Here is a 15,880-nt window from a genome sequence, read left to right on the forward strand (position 1 = left end):
GCGGTGTTGTGTTGAATAGAGAAATAAAAAAGAAAGACACCCCCTAAAGGGTGTCAGGCTGTCGAGAAAGCCTCGTTAAGTGAAGCAGGAGTACCGACGGAGTATCCTCCAAAATAGCAGCGAGCAGCCTCGCATATTAGATTCAGGCTGTATGAGCCTTCGTTCTATTCAGTACCCAGAAAGCCCTTCTTGAAAATACCGAACAAATATTCAAGCGATATCGGATCGCTGTAGGAAGCAGATTTCGTATCGATCTCAATGACGTGATTGTTTTTGACGGCGGGGATCTTCTTCCACACCTCAGAATCCATAAACGATTTGTCGCCCTTCAGGTCCCTGCTAAGCACGATATAATCGCCGGCATATTCCGGCAGCACCTCTTGGGATAGCATATAATAGCCGGGCCCGAGCGCATCCTTCGAGACCTTGTCAGGCATCTTCAGCCCCATCGCTTGATACAGAATCTCCGTGCCGCGCGCCCATTTGTCTCCAAAAACATAGAAGTTCTTCTGATCCGTCTCAAATACGGATACCGTGACATTCTCACCAAGCTTGGCTTTAATTTCCTTGCCTGCCGCTGCCGTCCGCTGTTTGAAATCGTCAATCCAGGCTTGGGCTTCCTTCTCTTTGTTAAGCAGCTTTCCAATCTCCAGCTGCTGTGCCAAATAATCGAGCTTGCCCCATGTGTAAACGACGGTTGGCGCTATTTTGCTGAGCTCGGCAATATTTTTCATTTGGGTACCTACGATGATCAGATCCGGGTCCTGGGCCGTAATTTTCTCCAGGTCCGCTTCCGATACAACTTCAACGCCCTCCACCTTCTTCGTAAACAGAGGATTCATCTGCGTCCACTGATCCACCCCCACCAGCGTCCCGCCGAGCGCGAGCACGTTAGGCGCATTCGTTAAGGCAACGATCCGCTTCGGGTTCGCAGGAACTTCGACCGGCCCCTGTTCGGACTGATACGTGACTTTACCGGAGTCCTTGGCATCTGATGCCGGCGCCGCTGTATTCGGCGAGGGAGCACTTTCCTTATTGGCTTGGCTGCCGCATGCGCTGGACACGACCATCAGCAGCAAAAGAACGGGAATTAACAGCTTGTTTTTCATGTTCAGATCTCCTTGTGTTGGGTTGCAGAAATTCAATACCGATAATGATTATCAATATCAGTCATTTGTTTATGATATATTCTCCTCCACCGGTTGTCAAACCTTTGACGGTTACAACGAGTCTCCTCTTAAAAAACTGCCGCAGAATGCGCCGGATCGATGAATTGTCTCGCTAAGGATTATATGATTTTGTCACAAATCTTGAGATAATGTAACCAATGGAATCTTCGATGAAATCGGAAGATGAAATTTCTCACGAAATTATGCACTCTATAATTCTACATTTTTAGGAGGGTTTATTATGGTTAACACGTATGACGATTTATCGTATTTACATTTGGATCCGAGTTTAGTCCAGCGCGGTACGAATGTAAGCACAGCCGACCTGGAGAGAGAGGCCAATTCTCCTGTTCTTCTCGTTGGCGACATTCCATCTCCTGTCATTATTGAATCCATAGAGCTGCTCTTTAATAACGGGCTTTACTTTCTTCGCTCAAGATCTAAGGACGGTTCCGAAGGCGTGGCTGTCTTAAGCCCGCGTGCCGAATATTTAGGGCCTCTACTCAAGCAATTAATTATTCCGTATTTTATAAATAAAGATGCCAGAGATTTGGAAAAGCTGTTGGACGAGGTCTACGTATTTGATAATAACTATAAGCTGTCGGGGCTTGCCCTATGGTGCTGCGTTTCTTGGCTTGAAGCCAGCCTGCTCGATCTGCTCGGACGCATCAGCGGGAAATCGATCGGAGATCTGCTCGGCGGCGTGATCCGAAATGAGGTTCCCATTTACGTAGCAAGCGGCAACCGGGGAACGACGCCTGAGGAAGAGATTGCGGTTCTCCAAGCACGTGTTGCGGAAACAGGGGCTAAGGCTATTAAATTCAAAGTAGGCGGCCGGATGAGCAAAAATGCGGACTCGATTAAAGGCCGTTCCGAGGGGCTTATCGAGCTTACGCGGAAAACCTTTGGCGACAGCATGAGCATTCATGCAGACGGCAATGGTTCCTATGATCCTGAGGTAGCTATTAAATATGGCAGAATGCTTGAAGATATAGGTGCGTTCTTCTATGAAGAGCCGTGCCCATTTGAGCATTTGGAAGAAACGAAAGAAGTGGCGGACGCCCTGGACATTCCTTTGGCTTTTGGCGAGCAGGAGACCAGCATGAGACGCTTCAGATGGATTATTGATAACGATGCCGCCCAGATCGTTCAACCGGATCTGCAATACAACGGCGGGTTTATAAGAAACACCCGGATAGCCAGAATGGCCGCTTTGAAGGGCATTCCTGTAACGCCTCATATCTCGGGAGGGTACGGCTATGTGTACGTGCTCCACTTCGCTTCCTATATTCCTAATATAGGAAAATTTCAGGAGCATAAGGCCGGCCTGAAAGAGACGCAAGGTTTATTTGCCCCAATGATGGAAGTGAAGGATGGCGTCATGAAAGCGCCTACCGGCCCGGGCCTGGGTATGGATTACACGGAAGTGAACCGCATTCTCCGCCGTGCCCTTATTTTATAAATTGACCCTATCACAATAACTGAATTTCCTCCCGTTTGGAGAGATAGGTCTGACGACTCTGACACAAACCAAGTCCGTATCCTTCTATGGTGCGGGCTTGTTTCGTAAAAAGCGGCCGGCATCCCACTGGAACCATACTAGGGAAAAGACGCTGAGCGGCAAACTTTAACGATAAGGAGAGGATGACATGGATCTTAATGCTCATATCAATCTCGGAATTATTGGTGCGGGAAGGGTTACCGTTGAGAGACACATACCGTCCATTCGATCACTGGGCCACCCGAAGGTGTCCCTGCTCGGAGTCGCGGACGCGCTGCCGGGTGTAGCGGAGAAACGGGCTGCAGAGCTTCACATCCCTTATGCGTTTGACGATTATAGAAAGCTGCTCGCACTGGATGAGATCAACGCCGTTTCCATATGTACACCAACCTTTACTCATGCCCAAATCGCAATAGACTCGCTGAAGGCCGGAAAGCACGTATACCTGGAAAAGCCCGCGACCCTGAACGAAATGGAGATGCACCAAGTGATGGAGGCGGCCAAGGAAAGCGGCAAGGTGTTTATTGTCGGCTCTAACGGTATGCTTCAAAGTCAAATGCTGATGTTTAAAAGGATGATCGACAACAACGAGCTGGGTGAAGTGTTCAATATTAGTATTACTCGAGCTTCTGCAAGAAGCAGCAATGATGTCAAACGAAAAACAATCGGCGGCGACGGCATCAGCATGGAAAGCGCGTCCCACAACGTGGAATGGGCGTTATATTTGTTAGGCGATCCCAAGCCCGTTTCGGTAACAGGGATAGGCTACTATAAATATGACAATCTATCCATTCCTCTGGAACTACGGGAACATAACGAAGTGGACGACTGCACGCTGGCTCTGATTCAGTTCGATAACGGAAGCAGCTTTATGTACAAAGCGATGAGAAATGCCGTAGCTCCTGCCGAATATGAGGTCCGCGTTCAAGGCGATAAAGGCCTGATTCAATACGATGTAAATAAATGCTATAAGGAAAAATCCGATGATTGTATTCGTTTCTTCAACCAACGGGAGGACGGGCATCTGGTGGAATCCAGACCGCTTATGAAAACCGGCAAAACCCACGCGGCTATGTATGCCCACTTTTTCGACTGCATCATGGAAGGTAAACCGTCTCCTATAAGCAGCGGAACCCGAAGCGTGGTCGTTATGAAAGTGTTGGATGCATTAAAATTGTCGATGCAAAACAAAGGAAAGCAGATCATCTTAAACTGATTTCAAGGATCGGGGGGCATATGATGATAGGACTCAGCTGTCATTCCAGAAACTACGGTGGAAGCACGCCCGATGAAATCTTTGAATTTATCAAGAAGCTCGGATATGAATTTATCGATGTCGATTCTGTCGGAACGATCAGGCAGGTCGATGTTCTCGATAATTATGAGAAGCAAGCGGAGCTAGTCAAGCACTTGTCTGAAAAATACGAGCTGAAGCTGGCCGAATATTTCTTGGGCGGCGTTATGGTAGATGGGCGGAAAATCGAACCCGGTGATCCGGATCTGAATAAAAGAAAGCAAATGTACGAGAGCTTCCATAAAATTTGCAGCTTTGCCCGGCTTGCAGGATTTCGAAGCATTATGGGGTCCGCGGGTGTTGCTCATAAGGAAGCCGGTATTGACCATTCATTCGAGTCTGCGGCCGCAGCTCTGGACAAGATGATTACAATTGCTTCAGAGCATGGAGTCGCTTTTCATGTAGAGCCCAGCCGTCATTCTTTGCTCAATACTCCGTCCAGGGCTCTTGAAATGGCGAAAGCAGTAAAAGGCTTGAAATATACGCTTGATTTCTTGCATTACCAGATCCATGGCTTCGATCAGAAGGAATCGATGAAGTTACTCGATTTTACTGGACATATGCATGCCCGGCAGGCAGCCGTCGGCTGGCCGAAATGCCCATTTGAATACGGGGAAATAGATTATGATGCGATCATCAAGAGACTTAGAGGGCTCCAATGGAATGGAGTCATTGCGATGGAGTTCTGGAACGGACCGGCAGAGGAAGCGGCGGGAATGAGTCCGGTTGAACAGACGATATTGATGCGATACCATCTGAAGGGCCTAATTAAAAAATACTACTAGTATGAACCCTACAAGTTCTTCTTAAAGGTCTCAAGTGCCAGAAACAACCCCACAAAGTGGGCTTTTGCTTCGAAGCGGACACAAGTACTTTGCGGGGGCCCCGAAAATTTACAAATTCTGATAGGCAGAAAAAAAAGCATAAATCGCCGAAACGGCAATTTATGCTTTCTTAACCATGCGGGTTTCGCCGCCGGTTTCTTCGCTGCTCGAAGCGGTTTGTTTGGTGCCCGCTAAACCAAGCATCCGCGCTGTTGTCACATGAATCTCGTGAATCAGACTCGGATTGTTCAATAACGATTCGCCGTAAGACGGAATCATTTCTTTAAGCTTCGGCTCCCACTCTTTGATATGCTGCGGGAAACATTTGTTTATAATTTCCAGCATAACGGAAACCGCGGTAGAAGCACCTGGAGAAGCTCCGAGCAATGCAGCTATCGAGCCGTCCGCCGCGCTGATCACTTCCGTACCAAACTGAAGCGTTCCTTTGCCGGCTGCCGTATCTTTAATAATTTGTACACGCTGACCTGCCACCAGCAGCTCCCAGTCCTCGCCTTTGGCGTTCGGGACGAATTCGCGTAATTCTTCCATGCGCTGTTCCTTCGACAGCATCACCTGTTTGATCAGGTAGGTGGTCAATGGAACGTTCTTCACCCCTGCCGCCATCATCGTGGTGAGATTGTGCCCTTTGATAGAGGTGAACAAGTCCAGCATGGAGCCGAATTTCAAAAATTTTGGCGAGAAGCCGGCAAACGGTCCGAAGAACAACGATTCTTTGTTATCGATGACCCTGGTGTCAAGATGCGGAACCGACATCGGAGGAGCGCCGATTGCGGCTTTACCGTAGACCTTAGCGCGATGCTGTTCCACAACCTCTGGATTCTTACACACCATAAAGAGTCCGCTGACCGGAAAACCGCCGATTCCTTTGCCCTCAGGAATACCGGATTTTTGCAGCAGATGCAGGCTGCCGCCCCCGCCGCCGATGAACACGAATTTTGCCGTATGCCGTTCAGCGTTGCCGCTGTCGACATTCCGCACCTTCAATTCCCACAAGCCGTCGCTAGTCCGTTTAATATCATCAACATTGTGATTGAAGTGGAGATCGACGTTCTTGCCCTTTAAGTGATCAAACAATATACGTGTCAAAGCACCAAAGTTGACATCCGTACCGGATTCAATTCTGGTTGCAGCGATAGGTTTATTCGATTTGCGATCCTTCATCATCAGCGGAATCCATTCCGCCAGCTTTGCCGGATCGTCGGAGAATTCCATTCCTTCAAACAGAGGATTGTCGGATAATGCTTCAAACCGTTTTTTCAGAAAAGCTACATCCTGCTCTCCTTGCACAAAACTCATATGAGGTACGGGTACGATGAAATCTCGCGGGTTCCGTATCAAATTGTTGTTGACAAGATAAGACCAGAACTGCCTTGAAGCTTGAAACTCTTCATTTACTTTTACAGCCTTGCTAATATCTATGGATCCGTCCGGTTTTTCGGTGGTGTAGTTCAGCTCACACAAGGAAGAATGCCCTGTACCTGCATTGTTCCATTCGTTAGAGCTTTCCTCACCTGCGTTTGCGCGTCTCTCAAACACTGTGATTTTCCAGTCCGGTACTAATTCTTTCAGCAGTGATCCCAAAGTCGCACTCATGATTCCGGCACCAATTAAGATAACGTCTGTTCTAGTTTGTCTGTTGCTCATTTTAACCGTCCTTATACCCTAAGATTTGCAGAAAGGATGTAGGCGCACCTATTAGACGCCACAGCAAGCCAGGGCGACCAGTCTCACATCTTTCCTGGATCAAAATATAACCTTAATTATAGTGTAACACTATTAAATGTAGATTAAAATATTAATTTACTATTAATATGATAGTTATGGGCTATAATCGATGCTAATTCGATATGAACGCTCGGTTTTCTCCGAACAATTGCCAAGCTGCCCATGATGTACTATGGTTGACTTCACCTATTTTCCGGGAAAAGAGGCCCAACCAGTGAATATTATGGATCCAGCTTCAAAAAAGGGCGTGATCATCCTGGTGACAGGAATGTCCGGCACGGGGAAGTCAACGGTTCTGGCCGAGCTGGCCCGCAGAGGTCACCGGGTGGTCGATACCGATTACGACGGCTGGAGCGAGCATGTGGACGGCTCCGGGTGGTTGTGGCGCGAGGACCCGCATCGATACGCTGCTCACAGAGCATACTAAAGGCGCACTCTTTATTTCGGGCACGGTATCTAATCAAAGGAAGTTTTATCCGAGGTTCGATGCCATCGTACTGCTAAGCGCTCCGCTGGAGGTCATCCTCGGGCGTATAGCTTCCCGCCAAACGAACGATTATGGAAAAACCGCCGAGCAGCGGGAAGAGATCGTACACTACTTCCATACGGTCGAGCCTCTCTTTCGGGCTGGAGCCACCCTTGAGATTGATACCCGGAAGCCGCTGCATCAAGTGGCCGACGAGCTTGAGCTTATTGTCGGGCAGGTTGCGGGTTAAAGGTTTACTGAGGAGATGCGTAGATCTCCCTTAGCTAGTTTATCCCTCACCCTGAACCCGTGAACGTTTTCCGCACATGCAAGCGACGAGTGTACGATTGTGAAAATATGCCATTTAGTGTTTAGGATACGGCTCTCCGCGCTGTCTTTAGCAGCAAGCTAAAGGCACCCTAGCCGGGTGCCTTGAAGAAATCTTTTTTATTGACTCTGTATTTAATTCTCGTAAGCTTGGCGGTTCAGAAATTGTCGAACCGACACATCTGTACTTAGACCAATAGCACGGCTATACGCGGAACGGGCATCTTCTTGTCGATGCATCCGCTTGTACAAATGCCCGGCAAGTGCCCAATAAGGCTGGTAGCCCGCCACTTCTGCAGTCGGAATAGCTTCCAGCAAGGCAATACCGCGTTCCGCCCCATAAGCCTCCGCGACCGAAGCGGCTCGACCGACTAAGGAGCCCAATGTAGGGTTCAGACGAATGAGACCCTCGTATAACTGAGCAATCGCTTCCCATTCTATACGCCCATTCCATAAACGCTGTGCATGTACTGATTGAATCGCGGCCATTAGCTGAAAGCGGCCGATTGTACCCGCCTGTGAGGCAATATTTAGATAACCCTCCGCCTCCATAATCAAGCCTCGTTCCCATCGCGAACAATCCTGTTCAGAGAGGGGAATATAGTTCCCCTCTTGATCATGACGAGCCTCACGGCGCGCTTCGCAGTGCAGCATAAGCGCCAGCAGGCCGTAAACCTCCGGTTCCCGGGGTGCGAATCGAAGGAGCAATTTGCCCAGGTAAATGGCCTCCTCTGCCAATTTCCTGCGAGGCGAATCAGCAGTAGCTGCTTCATCCCACCCGCTTCCATAGGCAGCATAAATAGCCTCCAGAACGGGATCAAGACGATCCGGGATTTCTTCCGGGTCAGGCATTTCAAAAGTAAGACGTTCGGCACGAATTTTAGCTTTTGCCCGAGTCAGACGCTGACTCATGGTGGAAGGCTTGATGATGAACGCAGACGCAATTCGGGCTGCATCGATGCCAAGCACCGTTTGCAGCATAAGCGGCGTACGCATCACGGGATCAATAGCCGGATGCGTGCAAAGAAACATCATTCTAAGTCGTTCGTCCGGAAAATCAGTACTTGAAGAAATCAGACGTTGTGTATCCTCCGACATGGCAAGGAGCGTCGGCAGCGCACTTTCGGAAATTCGCGCACGGCGGGAGCGGTCAATAAGCCGCCTGCGGGCGGTGGTCACCAGCCATGCCTCAGGCTTATCCGGAATGCCGTCCCTAGGCCAAGTTTCCAGTGCGGCGAGAAAAGCATCTCCCATAGCATCCTCAACTGCCTGCAAATCCCGCCAATTTACCGCGAGATAGGAGAGCAATCGGCCATACGCATCACGTGCCGTTTGTTCAATGACCTGATGAGTTTCCATTGAATGATTACTTCAACGCGGGAATGTTCTGTCTGACCTCAATCGTATCGACAGGTCCCCGAGCAGCCCACTCTAGTGCGGTGTCTAAGTCCGGAACATCTATCACGAATATCCCGCCAAGCTGCTCTTTCGTCTCGGGAAACGGTCCGTCCTGGACCACCATCTCCCCGCCGCGCCGTTTCACCGTGGCAGCTGTCTCAGGAGCATAGAGACCCGAACCGAATACCACGATTCCGGCCTGCCGCAAAGCGTGCACATAGTGAGTCCAGCCTGCCAAGTATTCTTGTTGCCGGGCCGGATCTGTTCTTGCCGCAAAATCCTCCTGGCTCTCGTAAAACATCAAGGTGTAATTCATACAAAGCTCCTCCCTTTAAATCGTATTGGAATTTGGTTTCATTATAATGTCGTATTGGTTGTTTCGATTTCTACATTTAGTAAGAAAAAATTTAATTTAGTTAGGGGGTGCCGTTATTGGTAGTATTGTCTCTGCGATGTCTATTAGCGGATAGTTTAGCCTTAAGTATAAGCCTTAGGAGAGGAAGCGTAATCTAGTTTCCTAATAATCCGTTTAATGCCCCTTACAAAGATTGTTAGTAAGACGTGGCCAATAGCTCCATATGCAGAATGAAGCAGCACGTATCGGTAGGTCGCTGATGAAGGCTGTAAAACAAAATGAATTGGTTTTCTGTTATCATCTGCACATTGTAGCCTAGCTTCAGCTGACCATTCTTCATGTGGTCTTCCTTCATACGCATAAATGTGGCATCCCGATCGGTTTTGGAATAGCTGTTGCGATCGCCGAAGCAAGCTTTCTGTGCTTCGTATGTGGCTAATCGTGGAGCATGTCCTCACGAATGATTTTTTAAGGCACTACGCTGCATCCCAGCTAACCACATGGCGGGAATATTCTCTTGGAGCAGCTTTTCCGTGCCCCGACAGGAGTAGACCTTCTGCGAGTACCCGTAGAGAATCATTTTGAGCATCATTTTGGGATGGTAGGCACTCCGACCTCCACCCGTATAATGAGCAAACAACAGCTCGTCAGGGACGGCTTCTATCATTTCATCAATGACCCGCGCCACATGGTGAACGGGGATAAGAGCCTCCACATCCAAAATCATGTTCATTTGCTTGTTGTCGTAGGCTTTGAAGGTAGGGGCAAGAGTTCGTTTGGAAATCACTCTTTCTTCCAAATCCCCTAGAGGAAGTGTCATTTGCATGGTATACTGTTCAGTAATAGTCGTCAGATTACGCATAAAAACCGTCCTTCTTAAAATGGTGGTGTGGTAACTTTCATTTTACAGGAAAGACGGTTTTTATGTGTGTATTTTTATCATTTAACAAAAACGGGGCGTCCAGTAGTCAGTTTTCACTGACATTCTGGACAGCCCCATTCTACTTATTTATGTGCTCTTAATCCTCTTCTTGCTAATCCAAGTCCTATAAGAAAAATATCCGGGATGTGATATCTTACTGGATCATTTTTTTTCCTTTGATAAGGTTTCATTACACCAATGTTAACCAAATCATCAATTGTAGCTTGTTCTCTATTTTGGGATACTCCACATGATTGTAGTGCATTTTTAAGATCATTTTCATTTGCAGGGAAATTTGGTAGATATTCTTTTAAGCTCGTAAAAATCTTCCGGTACTCATCGTATTCTTCTAATAGGTCTGTTACTCTATCGTTTGATACTTCAAACATAACATTTTGCAAATTTCTACTCTTAATCAGAATTTTTGATGGGAAAAGTTCGATTTGCTCTGATTCTTTTCTCGCAGCCGATGCAAATAATGTGATTATACTTCTTGGAACTATTTGATCATTTGTATCTGCTAGATGATTTCTAATCCAGTTATAGGTAAAAGCTGCTTTTCCGGTTCCCATACGTTCGCCGAACAGTATCTTTAATATAGCTTTATTGATATCAGAATCTGGTCTCGGTACATATCCTACTCTCTCGTCGTATGGTATTGCAAGTCCAAGTGGGCGTAGTGCATCTTTAAATAACTCCGCTAATGAATGGGAGTGCTGAACAATTCGTTTGTAAACCATCGCCAATAATGAATCATAGTTCCAAGATATCTTTTCTGAATAATTCCCAAGCTTGACTTTATCAGCAATATCCCTTACCTCATTTCTAAAAATATCCTCTCTCAAGAATATTTTCACGCTAATATTTTGATACCTTGAGATATATTCATACCAAAGCGAAATGAGGGCAGAAATCATTTTCCCTCTATAATCTTTATTTTTCAATAGTACATCTAATCCATCATAAATAATGGAAACCTTTTGGGAATTCTGTCCTAGAACTATATCTAGAGAATTCAAGTAATCCTCAAGTTTCTCGGATAACAACAAATCCTTTGATAGCTCCCTTAATTTACTAGTAGGAGAACTAAGTATTTCAGTAATTTCACTAAATACATTTGGAACCTCGATATTAACTTGTTTGTGTATTGATCTTATAGCCAATAATCTCCAATATCGACGAAAAACATCAACATCATCTTCACTACCAATAGATTCAAAGTTGGCAATAGATGGAAAATCGTTAGATTGCTTAAGTCCCTTCAATCCGGTAATCCAGTGAGTACTTTGAATTGATTCAGTTGTAAAACCGAGGTAAGATGCCAATTTTTCGGCATAATCACGGTGCTCTAGTACGGAAAATAAGGCTGTTTTTCCGCTTCCTTTACGGACCTAATATAAGAAACTTTTCTGTATCAAAAATAAACCTATGCTCACGTAATGGATAAAATTTATTTACTAGGTCTTCACTCGTATTAAACTCATTTTCTGATGCTGCTAGTGCCCCCGTCATAATCTCAGATATTTCTGTTAAAATAGTACTCTTGTTTGTGTAATTCTCTATAATTCTTTGGCCTAAATCTTCTCCAAAAAATGAGGCGATTTGTTCCGAAAGTTCAATGTAGCCATTAGAACTACCACTGTTATCTAACAATTTCTTTAGTCTACTGTTTGAATTTAAGAGTACTGCTAGGCTATCATACGAAATGTTGATTGGATAATGATCAGCACTTTCATCATAAATGTCAGGTAAATACTCTGGGAAGTAATCACTCTCAACTAATAAGTTGTATGTATTTTCTAAATAGTATTCTAATTCTTCTTTACTTTCTTCTTCAGTAATAGGAACTGGGCTATTAATTAATAAAAAAGGCACTTCAGCTTGTATTACTTTTGGCAATACTAATCTCATACCAGCAATGTTTTGTTCATTACCATAAAAAAGCAAGCAAGCCAAATCAGTGTAATTTGTTAATGTTAATCCTCCAACATCATTAATTCCTGTTCTAGCATCAAGTAATATAAATTCTGGTTTAAATCTATCCGAAATTTGTTTCAACATTCTTGATACTGGATTATCGATTCTTTCATAAATAGGGGAATTAAAATCAACTCTTCCCATTTTTTCAAGGTAATCGTCTGCTTTTTCTGTTGTTAATTTAGACGCTGGAAGAATATATACTTGCCCACCGTTATTACCCAACAATTGCTTATCTTTAAATGAGTATGTATATTCGTTTATATCTACTTCTAATTGAGTATAGACATTACTTTCAATTAAAAAATCAATCAAACCATAGTTTGGTGTTTCATCATTATCCGGAGGTAGTAACGAGGCTAAACCTGGTGCTTCTAAGTCAAAGTCAACTAAAACAACCGTTTTTCCTTTTCTAGCCAAATTTAACGCTGACATTACCAAAGAAGTTGTTCTACCTAATCCACCCTTAAATGAATAAAATGTAACAACTTTTGTTTTAGGTAAATTGATATATTTATTCTTTTCTCTAAACCAATTTAATCTAGTTAAGTGCCTTTCCCCAAAATAAATACTATTTGTAACTTCAAAAGTGCTTTCCCTCAGTTGGTTTATTATGCTTTGGTTTGAAGATATTTCTTCAACTTTATTAAACCATGAGGAACCTATTTCTGTTTCAAACAATTCCCTTAATTCTAACAGTGCTTTCTCGATCGCATCTGGAATGTAAACTCCATCTTGATTAACCACATATACAGATACTCTCCCAAAAACATCTCTAATAACATAAATACTTAACATATTATCAGTATTTCTACTTTTGAATTGTAATAATAAATTTATAACCTTTTCTTTAATTTCATCAAAATGAAGTATTTTTGAGTTCATTATATCACCCCATCCAATTTCATTTTATTTATCATATCCATTACGCACTGTGCTTCTGTAATATAGGCCTCAGCAATAGCCTCGGTATCCCAAATCCCGGTACTACCCTCATACCTTTTTTTAGGATCCCATTTATTGGGTTCATGGTATATAGTATTGCAGTCTTTTTTAAAATCTAAACAGTATTTTGCTAGAGATGGATTTATTAAAATATGGTCAGTAATAGAGTCATTTATTGTAGAAATGTCATGTCCATAACGTTTACTAGGCCCGTAAGATAGAAGTAACAACTTGCCGTAGCATTCCAGAATGTACCCTGAAAGATAACAGGTGTTAAACCAACTTTTCTTATTTGTTGAGTTCTTTAGTATGTTTGCATCTTCCCACATTCTTTGTGCCGTTTTAAAAAAATCATCCATAATTCAGATTGTCCCCTTATACTATCATCAAGATATATACATATTATTCTATTTCACTCTTGTTTTTCCTCCATTTTGCAGAAAAGTCTTGACAAAGAAAATTTAGCCGTCATTTATGATATGGTTCCCCCCGCATTATCTTAAACGCCCGATAAACCTGCTCCACCAGCACCAGCCGCATCAGCTGGTGCGGCAAAGTCATGCGCCCGAACGACAGCTTCAGTTCGGCGCGCTGCAATACCGCGGGGGCGAGCCCGAGCGAGCCCCCGATCACGAAAGCCACGTGGCTCCGCCCATACGTGGCCAGGCCCTCCACATGCCGCGCGAGCTCATCGCTCGAGAGCGGCTTGCCGTCTATGGCGAGCGCCACGACATAGGCGTCGCTCTTGATCTGCGCGAGGATGCGTTCGCCCTCGCGCTGCCGCACGAGCGCCTCCTCCGCGGCGCTCATCGACTCCGGTGCCCGTTCATCGGGCACCTCAGTGATCTGCACCTTGGCGTACGGCCCCAGGCGCTTCACATACTCAGCGATCCCCTGGACCAAGTACGCCTCCTTCAATTTGCCGACAGCAACGATTTGAATTTGCATGATTCCCTCATCCCTTTCTGTTCTGCATTCAGTCCAGAGTCCAGTCCACTCCGAGTGGACATAGACTCGGTTAGCAAAACCGTCTTCTAATCAACTCATCGTCCCTACAACTCGCCCGTCATCCTTCCAACACTCCGTCTTCCCAACTCTCTCTATCGACCTAACCTAAGCCTGTCCCAAATACATCCACCGCCCGTCAGCCTATTGTGAAACACATAGAGCTCCGTCAGTTCCATTTGTGCACAAAATATGAGTCTCTTCCGGCGAAGCAAAGCCCTGCGAATAAATGCTACCCAATGCAGCACCATACTCCCTACTCCACCCTTCCAATCCACCCATCCGTGCCTGAATCGCGAAAAAAAGGAAGGCCGCGCTCCCGCGCAAAGCCTTCCCCTTATTCATTTACACGACGAGAAACCGTGCCTTCGCCTGGCAACGTTCGCAGTGCGCCGGCGGCTCCCATGCCGAGAAGTGTGTCTTCTCCAGATCTACCACATCGGGAGCGTCCTCGTACTCGTCGACGAACTGGTCGATGGCCAGCTCCAAGTGTTCCATACAAACTACATACATCCCAAGACCCCATTCTTACTCTCTAATTTATCGATCCATCAGCTCGGTCATCGTTAACGTAACGTTCGCTTTTTTACTGCCCCTGTAGTAGGTGACGCCGATCTTATCGCCGATCTGCTTGTGCTCATAAATGTATTTGCGTAAAGCGAGCGTGCTGTTCACCGGCTGGCCGTCCAGTTCAACGATGACGTCATTCGTTTTAAGTCCCGCGTCTTTCGCCGGTCCTGTAGTATCTAATACAATAATACCAGTTTTCACATCTGCAGGCAGCTTTAAAACTTCTGTGCCCACAAAAGATTGCAAATCCTGCGTCACAACGCCCATGTAGGGCCGTTTGATTTTGTGATCCTTGATGAGCGTGTCGATGATCGGCTTGGCCTCGGTAATCGGGATGGCGAAGCCGAGTCCCTCGACGCCCATATCCGCGACCTTCATCGTGTTGATCCCGATCACTTTGCCGTCCAGGTTGACCAGCGCGCCGCCGCTGTTGCCCTGATTAATCGCGGCATCCGTCTGGATGACGTTCATTTCCCAATCGTACTCGCCCTGCTGGCCGAGCGATACAGGGATGGTCCGCTTCGGCCAGCTGATAATGCCCTGCGTAATCGTCGGCGCATAGCCGAGTCCGAGCGGATTGCCGAAGGCGACCGCCGTCTGTCCGGCTTTCAGCGTATCCGAATCTCCGAATTCGGCTACCTGTTTAACCCCGCTTCCGTCCATCTCCAGCACCGCCAGATCGGACATCTGATCGCGTCCAAGCAGTGTGGCTTTCTTTTGCTCCCCTGCCGAGGTTACGACGTCCAGCTGGTTGAAGCCTTCAACCACGTGGTTATTCGTGACGATCCTTACTTTGTCTCCCGCCTTTTGGAAAATGACGCCTGAGCCGAGACCCCTCGTACCGCCGTGCGGGGAAGCTTTTTCCCCTTCCTTCTGCGAGCCGATAATGCTCACTACGGTAGCTGCCCTACCTTCTCTACCATCCGCACGACCGTATCGCTGGCCAACTGGTGCGCATCTCCGGACGCTATAGCACTGGCTGCCTGCTGGCTGGATGCAGCCACGGAGCCATCGCCCTTGGAGCCCGTGCCGCCTGCGCTGAACAGGAGCACAACCCCCAGCATGACCGCAGCGCCGCCCAGCGCAGGCCAGACCCATGGCGCAGCCTTGCCTATCCGTACACGCCCGCTCCAGCCGCTCGGCGTCCACTGCTCCCAGCGCGATGTCTTCGTCGAATAAAAATCATCATCAAACAGGCTCATCTTCTCCCGCTCCCTTCTCCGCTGCTGACGAGCAGAGTCCCCATACTAGCAATCTGATAATCTTATAAACTTTTAAACATGGTGGAATGTTTTGCACCCTAGAAGACTAGAATAAGAGTAGATCCCATTCCGAGCTATGACAGATGACCCCAACAAGCCGGAAAATCTTCGAAAAGATG

The 15,880-nt window shown here is 46.5% G+C and carries 13 protein-coding genes and 3 pseudogenes; 5 read left to right on the forward strand and 11 right to left on the reverse strand.

What is annotated here, in order from left to right; translation table 11 throughout:
* Window positions 1-164: 164 nt before the first annotated feature.
* Complete coding sequence (locus ACHHV8_RS32510) at window positions 165-1,109, reverse strand: iron-hydroxamate ABC transporter substrate-binding protein (protein ID WP_395163312.1); 945 nt, start codon at window positions 1,107-1,109, stop codon at window positions 165-167.
* A gap of 301 nt (window positions 1,110-1,410) precedes the next feature.
* On the opposite strand from ACHHV8_RS32510, the gene ACHHV8_RS32515 reads away from it, so the two are divergent.
* The 3 genes from ACHHV8_RS32515 to ACHHV8_RS32525 all read left to right on the forward strand — a co-directional run bounded on the left by ACHHV8_RS32515 (window position 1,411) and on the right by ACHHV8_RS32525 (window position 4,749).
* Window positions 1,411-2,631, forward strand: coding sequence for a mandelate racemase/muconate lactonizing enzyme family protein (locus tag ACHHV8_RS32515; protein ID WP_395163313.1), 1,221 nt, complete (start codon window positions 1,411-1,413; stop codon window positions 2,629-2,631).
* A gap of 187 nt (window positions 2,632-2,818) precedes the next feature.
* Window positions 2,819-3,886, forward strand: a complete 1,068-nt coding sequence (locus tag ACHHV8_RS32520; protein ID WP_395163314.1) for a Gfo/Idh/MocA family protein — start codon at window positions 2,819-2,821, stop codon at window positions 3,884-3,886.
* Window positions 3,887-3,906: 20 nt separating this feature from the next.
* Window positions 3,907-4,749: a sugar phosphate isomerase/epimerase family protein gene (locus ACHHV8_RS32525; RefSeq protein WP_395163315.1), complete on the forward strand. Its 843-nt coding sequence runs from the start codon at window positions 3,907-3,909 to the stop codon at window positions 4,747-4,749.
* Between the two features lie 159 nt (window positions 4,750-4,908).
* On the opposite strand, the gene ACHHV8_RS32530 is transcribed toward ACHHV8_RS32525, so the two are convergent.
* Complete coding sequence (locus ACHHV8_RS32530; RefSeq protein ID WP_395163316.1) at window positions 4,909-6,453, reverse strand: malate:quinone oxidoreductase; 1,545 nt, start codon at window positions 6,451-6,453, stop codon at window positions 4,909-4,911.
* Between the two features lie 304 nt (window positions 6,454-6,757).
* Between ACHHV8_RS32530 and ACHHV8_RS32535 the strand changes: the two genes are divergently transcribed.
* Together ACHHV8_RS32535 and ACHHV8_RS32540 are read left to right on the forward strand one after the other, a co-directional pair.
* A complete protein-coding gene (locus ACHHV8_RS32535; protein ID WP_395163689.1) occupies window positions 6,758-6,961 on the forward strand; it encodes an AAA family ATPase in 204 nt (67 codons plus the stop codon).
* Complete coding sequence (locus tag ACHHV8_RS32540) at window positions 6,894-7,250, forward strand: hypothetical protein (RefSeq protein WP_395163317.1); 357 nt, start codon at window positions 6,894-6,896, stop codon at window positions 7,248-7,250. The genes ACHHV8_RS32535 and ACHHV8_RS32540 overlap by 68 nt, the downstream gene beginning before the upstream one ends.
* 212 nt (window positions 7,251-7,462) lie before the next feature.
* On the opposite strand, the gene ACHHV8_RS32545 is transcribed toward ACHHV8_RS32540, so the two are convergent.
* From ACHHV8_RS32545 to ACHHV8_RS32590, 9 genes and pseudogenes are all read right to left on the reverse strand, one after another.
* Window positions 7,463-8,686, reverse strand: coding sequence for an RNA polymerase sigma factor (locus ACHHV8_RS32545; RefSeq protein WP_395163318.1), 1,224 nt, complete (start codon window positions 8,684-8,686; stop codon window positions 7,463-7,465).
* A 7-nt stretch (window positions 8,687-8,693) separates the two neighbouring features.
* Entirely contained in the window at window positions 8,694-9,041 is a 348-nt protein-coding gene (locus ACHHV8_RS32550; RefSeq protein ID WP_395163319.1) for a YciI family protein, read from the reverse strand.
* 280 nt (window positions 9,042-9,321) lie between these two features.
* A pseudogene (locus tag ACHHV8_RS36850) lies at window positions 9,322-9,900 on the reverse strand (transposase); the annotation flags it as partial.
* 185 nt (window positions 9,901-10,085) lie between these two features.
* Window positions 10,086-11,330: pseudogene (locus ACHHV8_RS32565) on the reverse strand (P-loop ATPase, Sll1717 family); the annotation flags it as partial.
* A 55-nt stretch (window positions 11,331-11,385) separates the two neighbouring features.
* On the reverse strand, window positions 11,386-12,864 hold the full coding sequence (locus ACHHV8_RS32570) for a KGGVGR-motif variant AAA ATPase (RefSeq protein WP_395163321.1): 1,479 nt from the start codon (window positions 12,862-12,864) through the stop codon (window positions 11,386-11,388).
* Window positions 12,864-13,283, reverse strand: coding sequence for a hypothetical protein (locus ACHHV8_RS32575; RefSeq protein ID WP_395163322.1), 420 nt, complete (start codon window positions 13,281-13,283; stop codon window positions 12,864-12,866). The genes ACHHV8_RS32570 and ACHHV8_RS32575 overlap by 1 nt, the downstream gene beginning before the upstream one ends.
* A gap of 109 nt (window positions 13,284-13,392) precedes the next feature.
* A complete protein-coding gene (gene rlmH, locus ACHHV8_RS32580; RefSeq protein ID WP_395163323.1) occupies window positions 13,393-13,872 on the reverse strand; it encodes a 23S rRNA (pseudouridine(1915)-N(3))-methyltransferase RlmH in 480 nt (159 codons plus the stop codon).
* Between the two features lie 402 nt (window positions 13,873-14,274).
* The gene (locus ACHHV8_RS32585; RefSeq protein ID WP_395163324.1) at window positions 14,275-14,442 is read right to left on the reverse strand and encodes a CxxH/CxxC protein; all 168 of its coding nucleotides are present in this window, start codon (window positions 14,440-14,442) and stop codon (window positions 14,275-14,277) included.
* Between the two features lie 27 nt (window positions 14,443-14,469).
* Window positions 14,470-15,701: pseudogene (locus tag ACHHV8_RS32590) on the reverse strand (S1C family serine protease).
* Between the last annotated feature and the right edge of the window lie 179 nt (window positions 15,702-15,880).

Source organism: Paenibacillus sp. TAB_01, from assembly GCF_043945595.1.
In the GTDB taxonomy this organism is placed as follows: domain Bacteria; phylum Bacillota; class Bacilli; order Paenibacillales; family NBRC-103111; genus Paenibacillus_S.